Here is a 15,037-nt window from a genome sequence, read left to right as displayed (position 1 = left end):
TCAATGCGATTTTGCGTATGGTGGCCGGGCAGGGCCCGGCGAACACCGCTGGCGGAGCTAGGCGATGTCGTCGGCCACGCCGCGGCCGGCGGCCCGGCCGGAGAAGATGCAACCACCCAGGAACGTGCCCTCCAGGGCGCGGTAGCCGTGCACGCCGCCCCCGCCGAACCCGGCCACCTCACCGGCGGCGTACAGACCGGTCAGGGGTGTACCGTCCGCCTTCAGCACGCGGGTGGCCAAATCGGTTTCGATGCCGCCCAACGTCTTCCGGGTCAGGATGTGCAGCTTCACCGCGATCATCGGCCCCGCCTTCGGATCGGTCAGGCGGTGCGGTGCCACCACCCGGCCCAGCCGGTCGCCCAGATAGCCCCGGGCGGCGCGGATGGCGGTGATCTGGCCGTCCTTGCTGAACTTGTTGGCCACCTCGCGGTCGCGGGCGGTCACCTCGCCCTCCACCGTGGCGTAGTCCAGCGGCGCCACGTCGGGCAGCTTATTCATCCCGGTAACCAACTCCCGCAACGAGTTTGCGCTGACGAAGTCCACTCCCCGGTCGACGAACGCCTGCACCGGCCCCGGCGGTCCGGAGCGCGCCCGGTTACGCAGCAGCTCGCGCAGGCTCTGCCCGGTCAGATCGGGATTCTGCTCCTGCCCGGACAGTGCGAATTCCTTCTCGATGATTTTGGCGTTCAACACAAACCAGGTGTAGTCGTACCCGGATTTGGTGATGTATTCCAGCGTGCCGAGGGTGTCGAAACCGGGGTACAGCGGCACCGGCAACCGCTTGCCGGTCGCGTCGAGCCACAGCGACGACGGCCCCGGAATGATCCGGATGCCGTGCAGCGGCCAGATCGGGTCGTAGTTGGTGATGCCCTCGGTGTAGTGCCACATCCGATCCGGGTTGATCACCCGCGCACCGGCCCGCTGGGAGATGCCGATCATCCTGCCATCAACGTGCGCGGGCACGCCGCTGAGTAACTGCTCGGGGATGCGGCCCATCCGCGTCGGCCAGTTCTTGCGCACCAGATCGTGGTTGGCGCCGATGCCGCCGCTGGTGACGATCACCGCGGGCGCGCGGAACTCGAATTGCCCCACGGCCGTTCGTGACGACGCCACCCCCCTGGGCGCGGCCGAGGGCTCCAGCACCGTGCCCCGGACGCCGGTCACCGCGCCGCCCTCGACGATCAACTCGTCGACCTGGTGGCGGTGCGCGAAGCGCACCGTCGAGCGGTCCCGCAGCTGGCGGGCGAAGATCTCGACCAAAGCGGGCCCCGTGCCCCACGTGATGTGGAAGCGGGGCACCGAATTGCCGTGGCCCTGTGCGTCGTACCCGCCACGTTCGGCCCAACCCACCAACGGAAAGAGCTTGAGTCCCCGATCACGCAGCCAACTGCGCTTCTCCCCCGCGGCGAAATCGACGTAGGCGTGCGCCCATTGGCGTGGCCAGTAGTCCTCCGGCCGATCAAACGCCGCGGTGCCGAGCCAGTCCTGCAAGGCGAGTTCGTGACTGTCTCGGATCCCCAAACGGCGCTGCTCGGGGCTGTCGACGAAGAACAGGCCGCCGAACGACCAGAACGCCTGCCCACCCAGGTTGGCACTGCTCTCCTGGTCGACGATCAGCACCCTCATGCCGCGGTCCACCAATTCGCAGGCGGCCACCAACCCTGCGAGTCCCGCCCCCACGATGATGGCATCGGCGCCGAACCCCGCGGCCGAAGAATCGCTCATGTCAGACCAGGGTAGTGCCCGTGCCGGGCGGGTTGAGGGGACGCTTCGTCAGGCCGCGTCGAGAATCGCCTTGTCGCGCCGCCAGCGGTAAACCGCGGGCGCGCAGCCATGCATCAGCGACAGATCAACGGCGTCCACCATCGCCTGCAGCGGACCGGATTTGCGCAGGTGACGAGCTGCGACGGCGACCCGCACCACCCCGCCGCGCCGGGCGATCCGCTCGGCGGACAGCACCACCATCCGGCACCACCACGGTTCGGTGAGGAAGCCTTCCCCGATACCCAGTACCCGGGAGCGCACGGTGGTGTGCCGAATCAGGTCGGTGATGCCATGTAGGTCGGCGAGCAGGCGAAAACCGTTGTCCGGCAACGCCTTCACGACGCCCGGGGACACCACCCAGCCGGGTGCCGCGAACAGCCGCGTGCGCAGCCCGAGGTGCTCGAGCACCCGGTCGGCAGCCATCAGCCGCAGGTTTGCCTCGTGTGCCCGAAGGATCGCGAACTCGCCGCGGCGCTTCTTGGTGGCGGCATCGTCATAGCCGTGCAGCACGATGGCGTCGCCGCCGGATCGCCGGTCGGTCAACCATTCGACGGTGCGCGGGTCGTGGTCGAGCCGGTAGTCACCACTGAGCCGGGGTGCCACCAACAGCGACACCGGCACGTTGCGGGCATCCATTTGCGCACAGAACGCCTCGACGTCGCTCAGGGTGCGTTCGCCTATCCCCGAGACCGAGACGATCAATTTTCCAGCCACACCCGCAGTTTGACGATCTCAGGTGTCGGAATGGTGAAGGACACGCAGACGGCAGGCGTATATCGATACCGCAGGTCCTGCCGATCCGCTCCGCGCGGCACGGGCCCGCGGGCGACGGCAAAGAGAATCGGTTCGATATGCTAAGCAACGCCATGGATCAGGCCCCGTACGCAGCGGCCGACACCCCGCTGCCTTACGTCCCCGCCCCGCAGCTGGGCGAGGGTGAGCGGGGCTACCCCGACAAGCTGGACGCCGGACTGTTGCGGATTTCCGGCGTGTGCATCTTGGCCACGGTGATGGCGATCGTGGATATCACCGTCGTCAGCGTCGCGCAGCGCACCTTCATCGACCAATTCGCGTCCTCGCAGGCCGTTGTCGCTTGGACAATGACCGGCTACACGCTGGCGTTGGCGACCGTGATACCGATCACCGGGTGGGCGGCCGACCGGTTCGGCACCAAGCGACTCTTCATGGGCTCCGTCCTGGCGTTCACACTGGGCTCGCTGCTGTGCGCGCTGGCCGCGAACATCTTGCAGCTCATCGTCTTTCGGGTGGCCCAAGGCATTGGCGGTGGCATGCTGTTGCCCCTGAGTTTCATGATTTTGACCCGGGAAGCGGGCCCGTTGCGGCTCGGTCGCCTGATGTCGATCCTGAGCATCCCGATGCTGCTCGCCCCGATCGGTGGCCCAATCATGGGTGGCTGGCTCATCGGCACCTCCAGCTGGCGGTGGATCTTCCTGATCAACCTGCCGATCGGAGTCATCACCATCGTGCTCGCGGGCATCGTCTTTCCCCGGGACCACCCTGCGCGGTCGGAGACCTTCGACCTCGTCGGCGTGCTGCTGCTGTCTCCCGGCCTGGCGACATTCCTGTTCGCGGTGTCGTCGATCCCGCATTGCGGGACCGTGGCCGACCGCCGCGTGCTGATACCGGCGACCATCGGTCTGGGGTTGATCGCCGGGTTCGTTGCGCACGCATGGCGCCGTGCGGATCACCCCCTCATCGATTTGAGGTTGTTCCGCAACCCGGTGCTCACTCACGCCAATGTGACGATGCTGGTGTTCGCCGCAGCCTTCTTCGGCGCCGGCTTGCTGCTGCCGAGTTACTTCCAGCAGGTGCTGCACCAGACGCCGATGCAGGCGGGCCTGCGCATGATCCCCCAGGGACTCGGCGCCATGCTCACGATGCGGCTGACCGGACCGTTGGTGGACCGGAAGGGGCCCGGCAAGATCGTGCTGGTCGGGATCGCGCTGATCACCGCCGGCCTGGGCACCTTCGCGGTCGGCGTCGCCAGGCAGGCCGACTACCTGCCCACGCTGCTGATCGGCCTGGCGATCATGGGCCTCGGCATGGGCTGCACCATGATGCCGCTGTCGGTCGCCGCGGTGCAGGCGCTGGCCCCGCACCAGATCGCCCGGGGCACGACGCTGATGAGCGTCAGCCATCAAGTGGGCGGGTCGGTGGGCACCGCGCTGATGTCGATGATCCTGACCAATCAATTCAACCGGAGTGAGAACATCGTCGCCGCAAACAAGGTTGCGGCGTTGCGGCAGGAAGCCGCCGTCAGCGGGGTGCCGGTCGACCAGTCCGCAATACCGCGGCAGACGCTCGACGCCGGTTTTTGGGCCAACGTCGTACACGACCTTTCCCACGCCTATACGGCGGTATTTGTGATTGCGGTGGTGTTGGTGGTCTCCACGATCATTCCGGCGTCCTTTTTGCCGAAAAAGCCGGCGAGCCAAACCGTCGGTAAGTGGCAAGATTCCGACCCCAGCCCAAGCGGCAGCCAATGAACCGAAAATGCCCTGGCCAGCCGGTTACCGGCTCTGGCGGAGCCAAACGCCTAAAAGAGTCGGCGGGCGGGTACCTATCTCGCTATGCTCGGCGACACGATGCAGAAAGCCTATTCCGGCTTGACCGACGCCCCCGTGCCCACCGCTGACACAGGGGCGTCAGACGACGACGCCGCACCTAATTACCCCGACAAGCTTGACATCGCACTGCTCCGTATCGCTGGGGTGTGCGGACTGGCCTGCATCATGGCGATTCTCGACAACACCGTCGTCGCCGTGGCGCAACGCACCTTCGTCGATCAGTTCGGGTCGACCCAGGCCGTCGTTTCGTGGACGATGGCGGGGTACATGCTGGCGTTCGCGACTGTGATCCCAATCACGGGCTGGGCAGCAGACCGGTTCGGGACTAAACGACTCTTCATGGGCTCGATTCTGTTGTTCACGTTGGGCTCTTTGCTGTGCGCGGTGGCGCCGAACATTTTGCTCCTCATCGTCTTTAGAGTGTTGCAAGGCATCGGGGGCGGCATGCTTTTGCCGCTGAGCTGGACCATTTTGACTCGCGAGGCCGGCCCTAAACGGGTGGGTCGCCTGATGGCGGTCGGAGGGGTTCCGATTCTGCTCGGGCCAATCGGTGGACCGATCTTGGGTGGCTGGTTGATCGGCGCCTATGGCTGGCAGTGGATCTTCCTGGTCAACGTCCCGATTGGTCTGGCCACATTCGTCCTCGCTGCGATCCTCTTTAGAAAAGACTGCCCGGCCCCTGCGGAAGCACTCGACGTCACTGGACTGCTGCTGTTGTCACCGGGGGTGGCGATCTTTTTGTGTGGTGTGTCGTCCATCCCAGGACGACACACCATAGCCGACCGCTACGTCTTGGTACCGGCGGCAGTCGGCCTGGCGCTGATCATCGGCTTTGTCTTGCACGCCCGGCGCACAGATCACCCGCTCATCGATCTTCGGCTGTTCAAGAACCCAGTCGTGACCCAGGTCAACGTGACGCTGCTGATCTTCGCCGCCGCCTCGGTTGGCGCGACGCTTCTAATACCCAGTTACTTTCAGCTCGTATTGCATCAGACGCCCATGCGGGCTGGGCTCTACATGGTGCCGGTGGGAATCGGCGCCCTGATAACCCTGCCGATCGCAGGGGTTTTCATGGACAGATACGGGCCGGGCAACATAGTGCTGATTGGCCTCCCAGTGATGGCAGTAGGTCTCGGCATCTTCACGTTGGGGGTGGCCCGGCAGGTCCACTATTCCCCGATGCTGCTTGGCGGGCTGGCGATCACAGGCCTGGGCGTGGGTTGCACCACGACGCCGCTCTCGGCGGCGCTCATGCAATCCCTCGCCCCGCATCAGATCGCACGGGGCACCACCCTGGTAAGCGTCAACCAGCAGCTGGGCGGCTCGATAGGAGCCGCCTTGATGGCAGTCGTCTTGACCAACCAATTCGCCAACAACGAAACTCTGGTCGCCGCGAACAGGCTTGCATCACTGCAGGAAGACGCCGATAAGCGCGGGCTGCCGCTCGACCCGTCGGCGATACCACGGCAAGCTCTCTCCCCGGATTTCAGCAGCCATGTGATCCATGACCTTTCCAAGGTCTACACGCTGGTGTTTGTGCTGGCCGTCGCACTGGTTGCGTTCACAATCATCCCAGCGGCGTTTTTGCCGAAGACACCGGTAACACCCGACCCCGACGTTTCCTAACGGGTCCGGACTTCCCTAATGCGGCATCGCCCCGGTCCGCCGCTATGTGCACGTCGAGCCGCCGCCTGGGCCTGACCATTGAAGGGGCCGTTGAGCCACAGCGTCAAGAAGGCCTGGGCCAGCTCTCGCGGTGTGATGCGAGGCGACGCATGTGAGACATCCCCCGGAGTCGGTTCGCTCAGTGACTACGTCCGCGGCGCGCTCAGCCACCACGCCCTGCGGCTTCGCGCAGGATCACCCGACCCGCCTAATCCCGAGCCGCGCATCTACCGCTGGGGACCGCCACCGACGTCGTCTTTCTGTCCAGCGCTATCGCGGTGGCCTTCGGCGACAGCTAACAGCCAGGCGTACTGGAATGCGGTTTCCTGCCACGCCTTGTAGCGGCCACTGACCCCGCCGTGTCCGGCGTTCATCTGGGTCTTCAGCAGGATCGGACTGCCGTTGGCGTTCGCGTGCCGCAACGCCGCCACCCACTTGGCGGGCTCGACGTAATAGACCCTGGTGTCGTTCAGGGAAGTCATCGCCAGAATGGCCGGATACTGCTTGGGCTCGACATTCTCATAGGGCGAATATGACTTCATGTAGGAATATACGTCTTTGTCCTGCAATGGGTTTCCCCACTCGTCCCATTCCGTGACGGTCAGCGGCAAGGAGGGATCGAGGATGGTGGTCAGCGGGTCGACGAACGGGACCTGCGCCAGGATGCCGGCGAAGAGATCCGGCGCCAGGTTGGAGACCGCCCCCATCAGCAGGCCGCCCGCACTGCCGCCCAGCGCCACCAGCCGATGTGGCCGGGTGACACCCGTGTCAACCAAGTGCCTTGCCACGGCTACGAAGTCGGTGAAGGTGTTCTTCTTCTCCAACAGCTTGCCGTGCTCGTACCACGGCCGGCCCATCTCACCGCCACCGCGGACGTGGGCGATGGCGAAGACCATGCCGCGGTCGAGCAGCGACAACCGAGCGATGGAGAAGCTGGGGTCGGTACATATCTCGTAGGCGCCATAGCCGTAAAGCAAGGCCGGCGCGGGGAATCCGATCCCGGCGCGGTGCACGATGGATACCGGGATGCGGGTCCCGTCGTCCGCTAGGGCCCAGTCGCGCCGTTCTACGTAGTCGTCGGTGCGGTAACCGCCGAGCACGGGTTGCTCGCGCAGCAAGGTTCGTACCCCGGTGGCAAAGTCGATGTCGTATACCCGCGCCGGGATGACCAGCGACCCCGCTCTGATTCGCAACTTGGGCGCATCCCAGTTCGGGTTGCCCGCGGGACCGGCCGACATCAGCTCTGAGTCGAACGTAATGTCCTCGGGCTCAGCGTATTCCCCTCCGGAACCGATGTGCCACACCTGGAGCCGGGGCAAAGCCTCCCGTCGGTAGCTGACCACCAGATGGCCGGCGAAGGCGTCTACGCCGTCGAGTCGCACGTCGTCGCGGTGCGGGATCAGGGTGCGCTGCTGGGTCGGGTCGCTCACCGGCGCTTCGGTCAGTGTGAAGTTCACCGCGTCTTCGTTGTGCAGAATCAAGAACCGGTCCTGCCCACCGACGACCGCGTGCTCGACGGCGTACTCGATGCCTTCGCGCCGCGGCAGCACGACGGTGAACGGTGCGCGCGGATCGGCGGCGTCGGCGTACCGGTACTCGGAGGTGATGGAGGAGCCCGATGCGATCAACACGTAGGCCTCGCTACGGGTGAGCCCCACGCCGAGCCAAAACCGTTCGTCGGCCTCGTGATACACCAACTCCGCGGGCTCGCCGGAGCCCACCCGGTAGCGCCAGACCTTGTCGGGGCGGTGGGCCTCATCCAGGGTCAGGTAGTACACGGTGCGGTTGTCGGCCGCCCAGGTCGCGCCCGCCCCGATGTCGGCGATCTGGTCCGGATACAGCTCGCCGGTGCGTAAGTCCTTGAAGCGCAGCGTATAGCGTTCGTCCCCGACGGTGTCGACGGAATATGCCAGCAGATTCCCGTCGAGGCTGACGGTCGCGGCACCGAGCGCGAAGAATTCGTGGCCTTGCGCTTCGGCGTTCGAGTCGAGCAGGATCTGCTCGCTGGGTATTTCGGTTTCCTCTTCCAAAGTCGGCGGATCCCAGTCATCGGGATCGCTTACCGGACAACGGCACTGGACGCGGTACTGCTTTCCTTCGAAGGTGCGGGCGTAGTACCACCAGTCGCCCTGCCGCGTCGGAACCGACAGGTCGGTCTCCTTGGTACGCGCCTTGATCTCCTCGAAGATCTTCTGCCGCAAAGGTTCGAGATCAGCCGTCATCCGATCGACGTAATCGTTTTCCGCCTCGAGGTAGGCGATGACTTCGGGGTCGGACTTGTCGCGCAGCCACTCGTAGGGGTCGATGAAGACGTCTCCGTGATGCTCGCGTCGGGTCTCCTCGCGCTTGGCGACGGGCGGCGCCGACGCGCCGGCGCGCGTTTCCGTCATGCGCCGATCCACTCGCCGAAACTCAGGCCGGAAATGCGTTCGTAGGCATCGATGTAGCGGCCCCGCGTGGCGTCGATGATGTGGTCGGGCAGCGGTGGCGGTGGTTGCGAGCCATGGCGGTCCCAGCCCGACTCGGGGCTGGTGAGCCAGTTACGGACGAATTGCTTGTCGAAGCTCGTCTGCACAACCCCGACCCGGTAATCCTCGGCCGGCCAGTATCGCGAGGAGTCCGGCGTGAAGATCTCGTCGGCCAGCAGCAAGTTGCCGTCGCGGTCGGTGCCGAACTCAAACTTCGTGTCGGCGATGATGATTCCCCTCGTCAAGGCGTGGTCGGCGGCCTGCACATAGATCTGCAGCGTGCGGTCGCGCAGCTGGTTGGCATAAACCCCGCCCACCAACTCGATCACCCGGTCGAACGAGATGTTCTCGTCGTGATCCCCGAGCGCGGCTTTGGTGGCGGGGGTGAACAGCGGTTCGGAGAACTTGCTGGCCTCGACGAGGCCGGGCGGCAGGGTGATGCCGCAGACCTTCCCGGTCGCCTGATAGTCCAGCAATCCCGACCCGGTGAGATAGCCGCGCGCCACACACTCCACCGGCAGCATCTCCAGCCGACGCACCACCAGGGCACGACCCAGGACCTCCTCGGGGATTCGTGGGTCATCCGGTGGCCCGGCCAGGTGATTGGGAGCGTCGACCAGACCGAAGAAGAAGACACTCATCGCGGTGAGGATGCGGCCCTTGTCCGGGATCGTGCTGTCGAGGACGTAGTCGTACGCCGAGATCCGGTCAGTCGCGACCAGCAGCAGATGTTCGTCGTCGACGCGATAGATCTCGCGGACCTTGCCGCTGGCCAGGTGCCGGTAGTCGGACAGTGCAGGGCGCATCGGGTCAGCCTATCGGGCACCCGCGAAGGGGCCGCGTGTCGGGAGCTGTGCTGGGATCGAGACCATGACCCCGCGGTTCTTGCCCTACTCCACCCGGCCCGGCCGGCTGATGGCCCAGCTGCTCAGCGACTTCGCCGTCGTCCTGTGGACCGCCATCTGGCTGCTCGTCGGCCTGGCGGTTTACGACGCCGTTTCGACGATCGCCGAGGCCGGCCGGCAAGTCGAGAGCGGCGCGCATGGCATCGCCGGCAATCTGGCGTCGGCCGGCAAGGGCGCCCAGCACATCCCTTTGGTGGGGGATGCGGTCAGCCAACCGCTGAACTCCGCCAGCCAGGCGGCGCTCGATCTTGCGGGCGCCGGCCACGACCTGGACTCCACGGCCAGCTGGCTTGCGGTCCTGCTGGCGATGGCCATCGCCGCCGTCCCGATCCTCGTCGCGGACGTACCGTGGCTTCTCCTGCGGCTGCGGTTCTTTCGACGGAAATTGACGGTGACCGCGCTGGCCGCGACCCCGGCCGGCGAGCAACTCCTTGCCTTGCGGGCATTGACGAACCGACCGCCGGGAAAGCTCGCCGCGGTCAGCGCGGATCCGGTCGGTGGGTGGCGCCGGGAGGATCCGTTCACCATCCGGGCGCTGGCCGCACTCGAATTACGCGCGGCCGGCATCTCGATCGGCCGGCTCTAGCAGCCCGCGGCCGAGGAGCAACAGCCCAGCGACGACCACAACGAGCCACGCCGCCAACGCATCCCAAAAGAAGACCAGCGAAACCGTCAGCAATGACCGCTGGCCGATCTCGCCCGCCATGGCGTAGCTGGCCGCGGAATACATACCCAGCGGGAACACGAACGCCCACCACACCCCGGCGAAGCGCAACACGTTGGGACGCCGGCTGATCCGGTGCAGGCCGAAGTAGATCAGTGGCGGTATCCACAGGGTGGCCGTCATCCATGTCACGACGGTGACGATGCGCACGGGCCCGCCCAGCCAGGCGGGGGCCAGGGGGTGGATGTTGTCGCCGGCCAGCGTCGCAATCGCCATGCCGCCCATCAGGATCCAGGTGTCCGGCTCGAATCCGTCCCGGTCCTGTCGTTCGTTCACGACCCGCCGTAGGATCAGCCAGGTCATCAGGCCATAGATGAGGATCGCCGCCGCCCACACCGCCACGGCTACGGTCAGCCACCAACGATGACCGGTGTGGTACGCCGCCCGGGCGATGACGATCGCTAGCCCGGAGCTTCCCACGCTACCCAGTTCCCACGCGCCGTGGGCGTGGTCGCACAGCGCCGACCAGCGGCGCGCCAACATGTTCCGCGCGGTGAGGCCGATCAGCACCAACCAGGACGACAGTCCGACCGCGCCGAGTACCCGCAGCACCCACACATTGGACGACAAACGGGTGTCGATCACCGCGCAGGCGGCGACGAAGGTGAACAACCGAAGGGTGACATCGGGATCCGCCAGATCCCAGCGCAGTTTCCCGCGCCTGCCGACGGCTGTCGTGACCACCAGGGCCACCAAGAACACCAGGCCGACGGTGGCGACGACGCCCAGCGTGTCACTGATCCAGCGGTAGCCGTGGTTGTGCGCAGCGATCGACAGAATTCCGGTCGCCATGACCGCGGCGAAGACATCCGGCGTCGGCTCGGCATCGACGTGTCGGATCGTCACCGTTCCTCGAGTAGTTCCACAATCAGGTGCCGGATGCCGGTATGCCGATTACTGCGAGCCCATTCGATCGGCCGGACAACCCGCACGCCGCCGAACCGGGAGAACAGCTCCTCATAGAGCACGCGCAGTTCCAGCCGGGCCAGGTTGGCGCCCAGGCAATAATGCACGCCTTGACCGAACCCCAAGTGCGGGTTGGGCTTTCGGGCGATATCAAAATTGTCGGCGCGCTCGAATGCAGCGGCGTCGCGATTCGCCGAGCCTTCCCAGATCTGGATCTTCTGGCCCGCTTCGATCGACTGCCCGCCGAGCGTGGCGTCGCGCGTGGCGGTACGCCGCTTGGACGGCGACGGCGACGTCCACCGCACGATCTCCTCGACGGCGGTCGGCAGCGCGCCGAGATCCGCGCGCAGCGCCCGCAGTTGCTCCGGATGGTTGGCCAGCGCCAGCAGCCCTCCGGCGACCGCATTGCGCGTCGTCTCCGCGCCGGCGCTGAACAACAGGCTGAAGAACAGGTAGAGCTCGAGATCCGACAGGGACGGCGCGTCCGCGTCGTCGACCATCGCGTTCGCCACGACCGACAACATGTCGTCGGTCGGCTCGGCCCGCTTCGACGCGATCAGCTGCTGGCCGTACTCGTACATCCGTGACCCGGCCTCTTCGACCGACAGCTGCGATAATGACGCCTTGCGCGAGCCGCCGAAGTCGAACTGCGGCTCGATGGCCTCGAACAGCCAATGTCGTTCGGACTCGGGCACTCCCAACAGGATGCAGATCATCTGCATCGGCAGCTCGGCGGCGATGTCGACCAGGAAGTCGAACGGTTCGCCGGGCACCACCGCGTCCAGCAGCCGACGCGTCCGCGCCCGCAGGTCGTCTTCGACCAGCCGGATCATTCGCGGTGTCAGCCCGGAGCTGACGAGTCGCCGTATCTGTGAGTGGCGCGGGTCGTCCATCATGTTGAGTACTTGCCCGGCGACGGAGAGGTCCTGCAGCAGCGTGCCGCCGTACGGCCGGCCGCCGCCCGTGACCGATGAGTATGTCGCCGGATCCTTAAGCACCTCAAGCGTTTCCGCATAGGTGGCGACGGACCAGAAACCCTCGCTGTCGGGGGTGTTGTCGGTCGGGCCGTGCCAGTACACCGGCGCCTCGCGACGGTGGATGGCGAACAAGTCGTGCGGAAATCCGTTGGCGAAATTTTCCAGATCGGTGAAGTCGATCCCCGCGAGCGCGCCGGCGAGGGTCACAGGATCGCGCCCGGGGCGTACTTGGCAGCGTCCGGGCAGCGGCTTACCAGCGCGTCCACCGTGGCGGCCATCTCGTCCACCTGATCGCCGGCGGCTCCGATGAACGCCTTCTTGTCGGCCAGCGCGGCATCCAGCGCCGCCCGGTCCAGCGGCAGTCGCTCGTCGGCGGCCAACCGCTCCAGCAGGTCGGGCTCCGCGCCCTGCTCCCGCATGGCCAGGGCCGTCGCGACCGCATGCTCGCGGATCACATGGTGCGCGGCCTCGCGCCCCATCCCCGCGCGGACTGCCGCGATGAGCACCTTGGTCGTGGCCAAGAACGGCAGGTAGCGATCCAGCTCGCGGCTGATCACCGAGGGGTAGGCGCCGAACTCGTCGAGCACGGTCAAGAACGTCTCGATCTGCCCATCTATGGCAAAGAAGCTGTCCGGCAATGCAACTCGGCGCACCACCGAGCAGAACACGTCACCCTCGTTCCACTGCGCGCCCGCGAGCTCGGCGGCCATCGAGGCATAACCGCGCAGCACCACCTGCAGCCCGTTGACCCGTTCGCAACTGCGGGTGTTCATCTTGTGCGGCATCGCCGACGAGCCGACCTGGCCCGGAGCGAATCCCTCGGTGACGAGCTCGTGCCCGGCCATCAGCCGGATCGTGTGGGCCATCGACGACGGTCCGGCGCCGAGCTGCACCAGCGCGGAGAGCACGTCGTGGTCGAGCGATCGTGGATAAACCTGCCCGACGCTGGTCAAAACCGTTGCGAAGCCGAGGAATTGGGCCACGCGACGCTCGAGTTCGGCCAGCTTTGCCGCGTCACCGTCCAGCAGGTCCAACATGTCCTGGGCGGTGCCCATCGGGCCTTTGATGCCGCGCAGGGGGTAGCGGTCGATCAACTCGCGCAGCCGCGTCAACGCGATCAGCGTCTCTTGCCCGGCGGACGCGAACCGCTTCCCCAACGTGGTGGCCTGCGCGGCGACGTTGTGGCTGCGTCCGGCCATCACCAGGTCGCGGTAGGCCACCGCACGTTCGGCGAGCCGCGCCACCACCGCGATCCCATGGGAGAAGACCAACTCCAGGGACCGCCGGATCTGCAACTGCTCCACGTTCTCGGTCAAGTCGCGGCTGGTCATGCCCTTGTGCACGTGCTCGTGACCGGCCAGCGCGTTGAACTCTTCGATGCGGGCCTTGACGTCGTGGCGCAGCGCCCGCTCGCGCTCCGCGATCGAGGCCAAATCGACGTCCTCGAGCACCCGCTCGTAGTCGGCGATGGCGTCCTGCGGAACGTCCACTCCTAGCTCCGCCTGTGCCCGCAGCACCGCCAGCCACAGCCGGCGTTCGGCGACGACCTTGGCCTCCGGCGACCAGATCGCGACCATTTCCGCGCTGGCGTACCGGGCGGCCAGGACGTTCGGAATGCTCACAGACATAGAGCTTACGATCCGGCACGCCATACCCTGGGCAGGATGTACTTCGCCGGCGTCGATCTGGCGTGGGCCGGGCGCAATCCCACCGGGGTCGCGGTCGTCGACGCCGGGGGCTGCCTCGTGCACATCGATGCCGTCGGCGACGACGCGGCGGTGCTCGCCGCATTGTCGCCCTATGTACAGAAGCAGTGCCTGGTCGGATTCGACGCGCCGCTGGTGGTGACCAACCCGACCGGCCAGCGTCCCGCCGAAACGGCGCTCAACCGCGACTTCCGCAAGTTCGAAGCCGGGGCGCACCCGGCTAACACGGCGAAACCGGAGTTCGCCGACGGCCCGCGCGCGGCGCGACTGGCGCGGGCGATGGGACTGGACATGGACCCGCTGTCACCGGCGTCCCGGCGCGCCATCGAGGTCTACCCGCATCCGGCAACCGTGGTGCTGTTCCGGCTGGAGCGAACGCTCAAGTACAAGGCGAAGCCCGGCCGCGGCGTCGATCAGCTCAAATCCGAGCTGCTCTTGCTGATGGACGGCATCGAGAAGCTCGCGCACGCTGCGGTGCCCCTGCAGGTGGCGGGTAGTGAAGAGTGGGCTCGGCTGCGCAAGCGCGTAACCACCGCCGAGCGCAAAAGCGAGCTGCGCCGCGCCGAGGATCCCGTCGACGCCGTCGTCTGCGCCTATGTGGCGCTCTACGCGCAGCGCAGCCCGGCGGACGTGACGATTTACGGCGACTTCGCCACCGGGTACATCGTGACGCCTTCGCTGCCGGCCGACCGCAGGGGCCGCTGATCGATGGGGGCGAGCACTTCGATGAGATCGACCACCGTCCCCAGCGCCGCCGCCCGAGGATCGCGGCCCTCGACCAACGCGGACACCACCGAACCGTCGACCGCGCAGATCAGCGTGCACACCAGCTCGATGTGTACCGTGCGGCCCGATCGCTCGACGGCCTCGGCCACGGCCTCGGCGCGCTGCCGCAGGCTGCGACGCATGGTCTCGCGCAATGCGGGCAGCCGGGTGCACGCGATGTGTCGCTCGTAGCGCGAGATCAACTGGTCGCTGAGCCCCGGGCTGGACACGTCGCCGACGAGCAGATCGACCAACACCTCGGCGATGGTCTCCGGTCCGCGGCGCCGACGGGAAAGGGCGGTGACCCGCGACCGCAGCTGCGCCACCTCGATCATCGCGATGTGTTCGACGGCGCGCGCAATCAAATCATCAAGGGACGAGAAGTAATACGTAGTAGACGCCAACGGCAGTCCGGCCCGCCGAGCGACCGCGCGGTGGCCCACCGCCTCGAATCCACCTTCGGCAAGCAGCTCGGCGGCAGCGCTCACGAGCGCATACCGCCGACGTTCTCCCTTCGGAGTGACCGCTGCCGTCACGAGTAGCCATCGTGCCAGCCAAAGTGGTACTGC

12 protein-coding genes are annotated in these 15,037 nt (G+C 66.5%); 4 read left to right on the top strand and 8 right to left on the bottom strand.

The window, feature by feature from the left end; all coding sequences use genetic code 11:
* Window positions 1-57: 57 nt before the first annotated feature.
* Together A5758_RS00710 and A5758_RS00705 are read right to left on the bottom strand one after the other, a co-directional pair.
* Window positions 58-1,725 carry an FAD-binding dehydrogenase gene (locus A5758_RS00710; RefSeq protein ID WP_067735164.1) on the bottom strand — a complete coding sequence of 556 codons (1,668 nt, stop codon included), beginning with the start codon at window positions 1,723-1,725 and terminating at the stop codon, window positions 58-60.
* Between the two features lie 48 nt (window positions 1,726-1,773).
* A complete protein-coding gene (locus A5758_RS00705; protein WP_067203096.1) occupies window positions 1,774-2,478 on the bottom strand; it encodes a DUF2334 domain-containing protein in 705 nt (234 codons plus the stop codon).
* A gap of 137 nt (window positions 2,479-2,615) precedes the next feature.
* On the opposite strand from A5758_RS00705, the gene A5758_RS00700 reads away from it, so the two are divergent.
* Both A5758_RS00700 and A5758_RS00695 read left to right on the top strand, forming a co-directional pair.
* Window positions 2,616-4,271, top strand: a complete 1,656-nt coding sequence (locus tag A5758_RS00700; protein WP_067735161.1) for a DHA2 family efflux MFS transporter permease subunit — start codon at window positions 2,616-2,618, stop codon at window positions 4,269-4,271.
* A gap of 84 nt (window positions 4,272-4,355) precedes the next feature.
* Window positions 4,356-5,978: a DHA2 family efflux MFS transporter permease subunit gene (locus A5758_RS00695; RefSeq protein WP_067735158.1), complete on the top strand. Its 1,623-nt coding sequence runs from the start codon at window positions 4,356-4,358 to the stop codon at window positions 5,976-5,978.
* A 266-nt stretch (window positions 5,979-6,244) separates the two neighbouring features.
* Here A5758_RS00695 and A5758_RS00690 read toward each other — a convergent pair whose 3' ends face one another.
* Both A5758_RS00690 and A5758_RS00685 read right to left on the bottom strand, forming a co-directional pair.
* On the bottom strand, window positions 6,245-8,407 hold the full coding sequence (locus tag A5758_RS00690; RefSeq protein ID WP_067736037.1) for a S9 family peptidase: 2,163 nt from the start codon (window positions 8,405-8,407) through the stop codon (window positions 6,245-6,247).
* The gene (locus tag A5758_RS00685; protein WP_067735155.1) at window positions 8,404-9,291 is read right to left on the bottom strand and encodes a phosphoribosylaminoimidazolesuccinocarboxamide synthase; all 888 of its coding nucleotides are present in this window, start codon (window positions 9,289-9,291) and stop codon (window positions 8,404-8,406) included. The genes A5758_RS00690 and A5758_RS00685 overlap by 4 nt, the downstream gene beginning before the upstream one ends.
* A 64-nt stretch (window positions 9,292-9,355) precedes the next feature.
* On the opposite strand from A5758_RS00685, the gene A5758_RS00680 reads away from it, so the two are divergent.
* Complete coding sequence (locus A5758_RS00680; RefSeq protein ID WP_067203105.1) at window positions 9,356-9,976, top strand: hypothetical protein; 621 nt, start codon at window positions 9,356-9,358, stop codon at window positions 9,974-9,976.
* Here A5758_RS00680 and A5758_RS00675 read toward each other — a convergent pair.
* Genes A5758_RS00675 through purB form a run of 3 tightly spaced genes read right to left on the bottom strand, consistent with a single transcriptional unit; the run spans window position 9,941 to window position 13,619 of the window.
* A complete protein-coding gene (locus A5758_RS00675) occupies window positions 9,941-10,960 on the bottom strand; it encodes a tellurite resistance/C4-dicarboxylate transporter family protein (protein ID WP_067735152.1) in 1,020 nt (339 codons plus the stop codon). The two genes, A5758_RS00680 and A5758_RS00675, sit on opposite strands and share 36 nt — an antisense overlap.
* Window positions 10,957-12,204 carry a cytochrome P450 gene (locus tag A5758_RS00670; protein WP_067735149.1) on the bottom strand — a complete coding sequence of 416 codons (1,248 nt, stop codon included), beginning with the start codon at window positions 12,202-12,204 and terminating at the stop codon, window positions 10,957-10,959. Before A5758_RS00670 ends, A5758_RS00675 begins: the two co-directional genes overlap by 4 nt.
* On the bottom strand, window positions 12,201-13,619 hold the full coding sequence (gene purB, locus A5758_RS00665; protein ID WP_067735146.1) for an adenylosuccinate lyase: 1,419 nt from the start codon (window positions 13,617-13,619) through the stop codon (window positions 12,201-12,203). The genes A5758_RS00670 and purB overlap by 4 nt, the downstream gene beginning before the upstream one ends.
* A 42-nt stretch (window positions 13,620-13,661) precedes the next feature.
* Here purB and A5758_RS00660 point away from each other — a divergent pair, with 42 nt between their 5' ends.
* Complete coding sequence (locus A5758_RS00660) at window positions 13,662-14,408, top strand: DUF429 domain-containing protein (RefSeq protein WP_067735143.1); 747 nt, start codon at window positions 13,662-13,664, stop codon at window positions 14,406-14,408.
* On the opposite strand, the gene A5758_RS00655 is transcribed toward A5758_RS00660, so the two are convergent.
* Window positions 14,342-15,004, bottom strand: a complete 663-nt coding sequence (locus A5758_RS00655; RefSeq protein ID WP_067203118.1) for a TetR/AcrR family transcriptional regulator — start codon at window positions 15,002-15,004, stop codon at window positions 14,342-14,344. The two genes, A5758_RS00660 and A5758_RS00655, sit on opposite strands and share 67 nt — an antisense overlap.
* Between the last annotated feature and the right edge of the window lie 33 nt (window positions 15,005-15,037).

The sequence above is a fragment of the Mycobacterium sp. 852014-50255_SCH5639931 genome (assembly GCF_001665605.1).
Classification (GTDB): domain Bacteria; phylum Actinomycetota; class Actinomycetes; order Mycobacteriales; family Mycobacteriaceae; genus Mycobacterium; species Mycobacterium paraffinicum.
This window is presented reverse-complemented; position numbering and strand designations above follow the sequence as displayed.

Bases quoted from the DNA above. Each gene is read 5' to 3' on its own strand.
- A5758_RS00695 (WP_067735158.1), top strand. From the start codon at position 4,356: ATGCTCGGCGACACGATGCAGAAAGCCTATTCCGGCTTGACCGACGCC.
- A5758_RS00700 (WP_067735161.1), top strand. From the start codon at position 2,616: ATGCTAAGCAACGCCATGGATCAGGCCCCGTACGCAGCGGCCGACACC.
- A5758_RS00690 (WP_067736037.1), bottom strand. From the start codon at position 8,407: ATGACGGAAACGCGCGCCGGCGCGTCGGCGCCGCCCGTCGCCAAGCGC.
- A5758_RS00680 (WP_067203105.1), top strand. From the start codon at position 9,356: ATGACCCCGCGGTTCTTGCCCTACTCCACCCGGCCCGGCCGGCTGATG.
- A5758_RS00685 (WP_067735155.1), bottom strand. From the start codon at position 9,291: ATGCGCCCTGCACTGTCCGACTACCGGCACCTGGCCAGCGGCAAGGTC.
- A5758_RS00710 (WP_067735164.1), bottom strand. From the start codon at position 1,725: ATGAGCGATTCTTCGGCCGCGGGGTTCGGCGCCGATGCCATCATCGTG.
- A5758_RS00660 (WP_067735143.1), top strand. From the start codon at position 13,662: ATGTACTTCGCCGGCGTCGATCTGGCGTGGGCCGGGCGCAATCCCACC.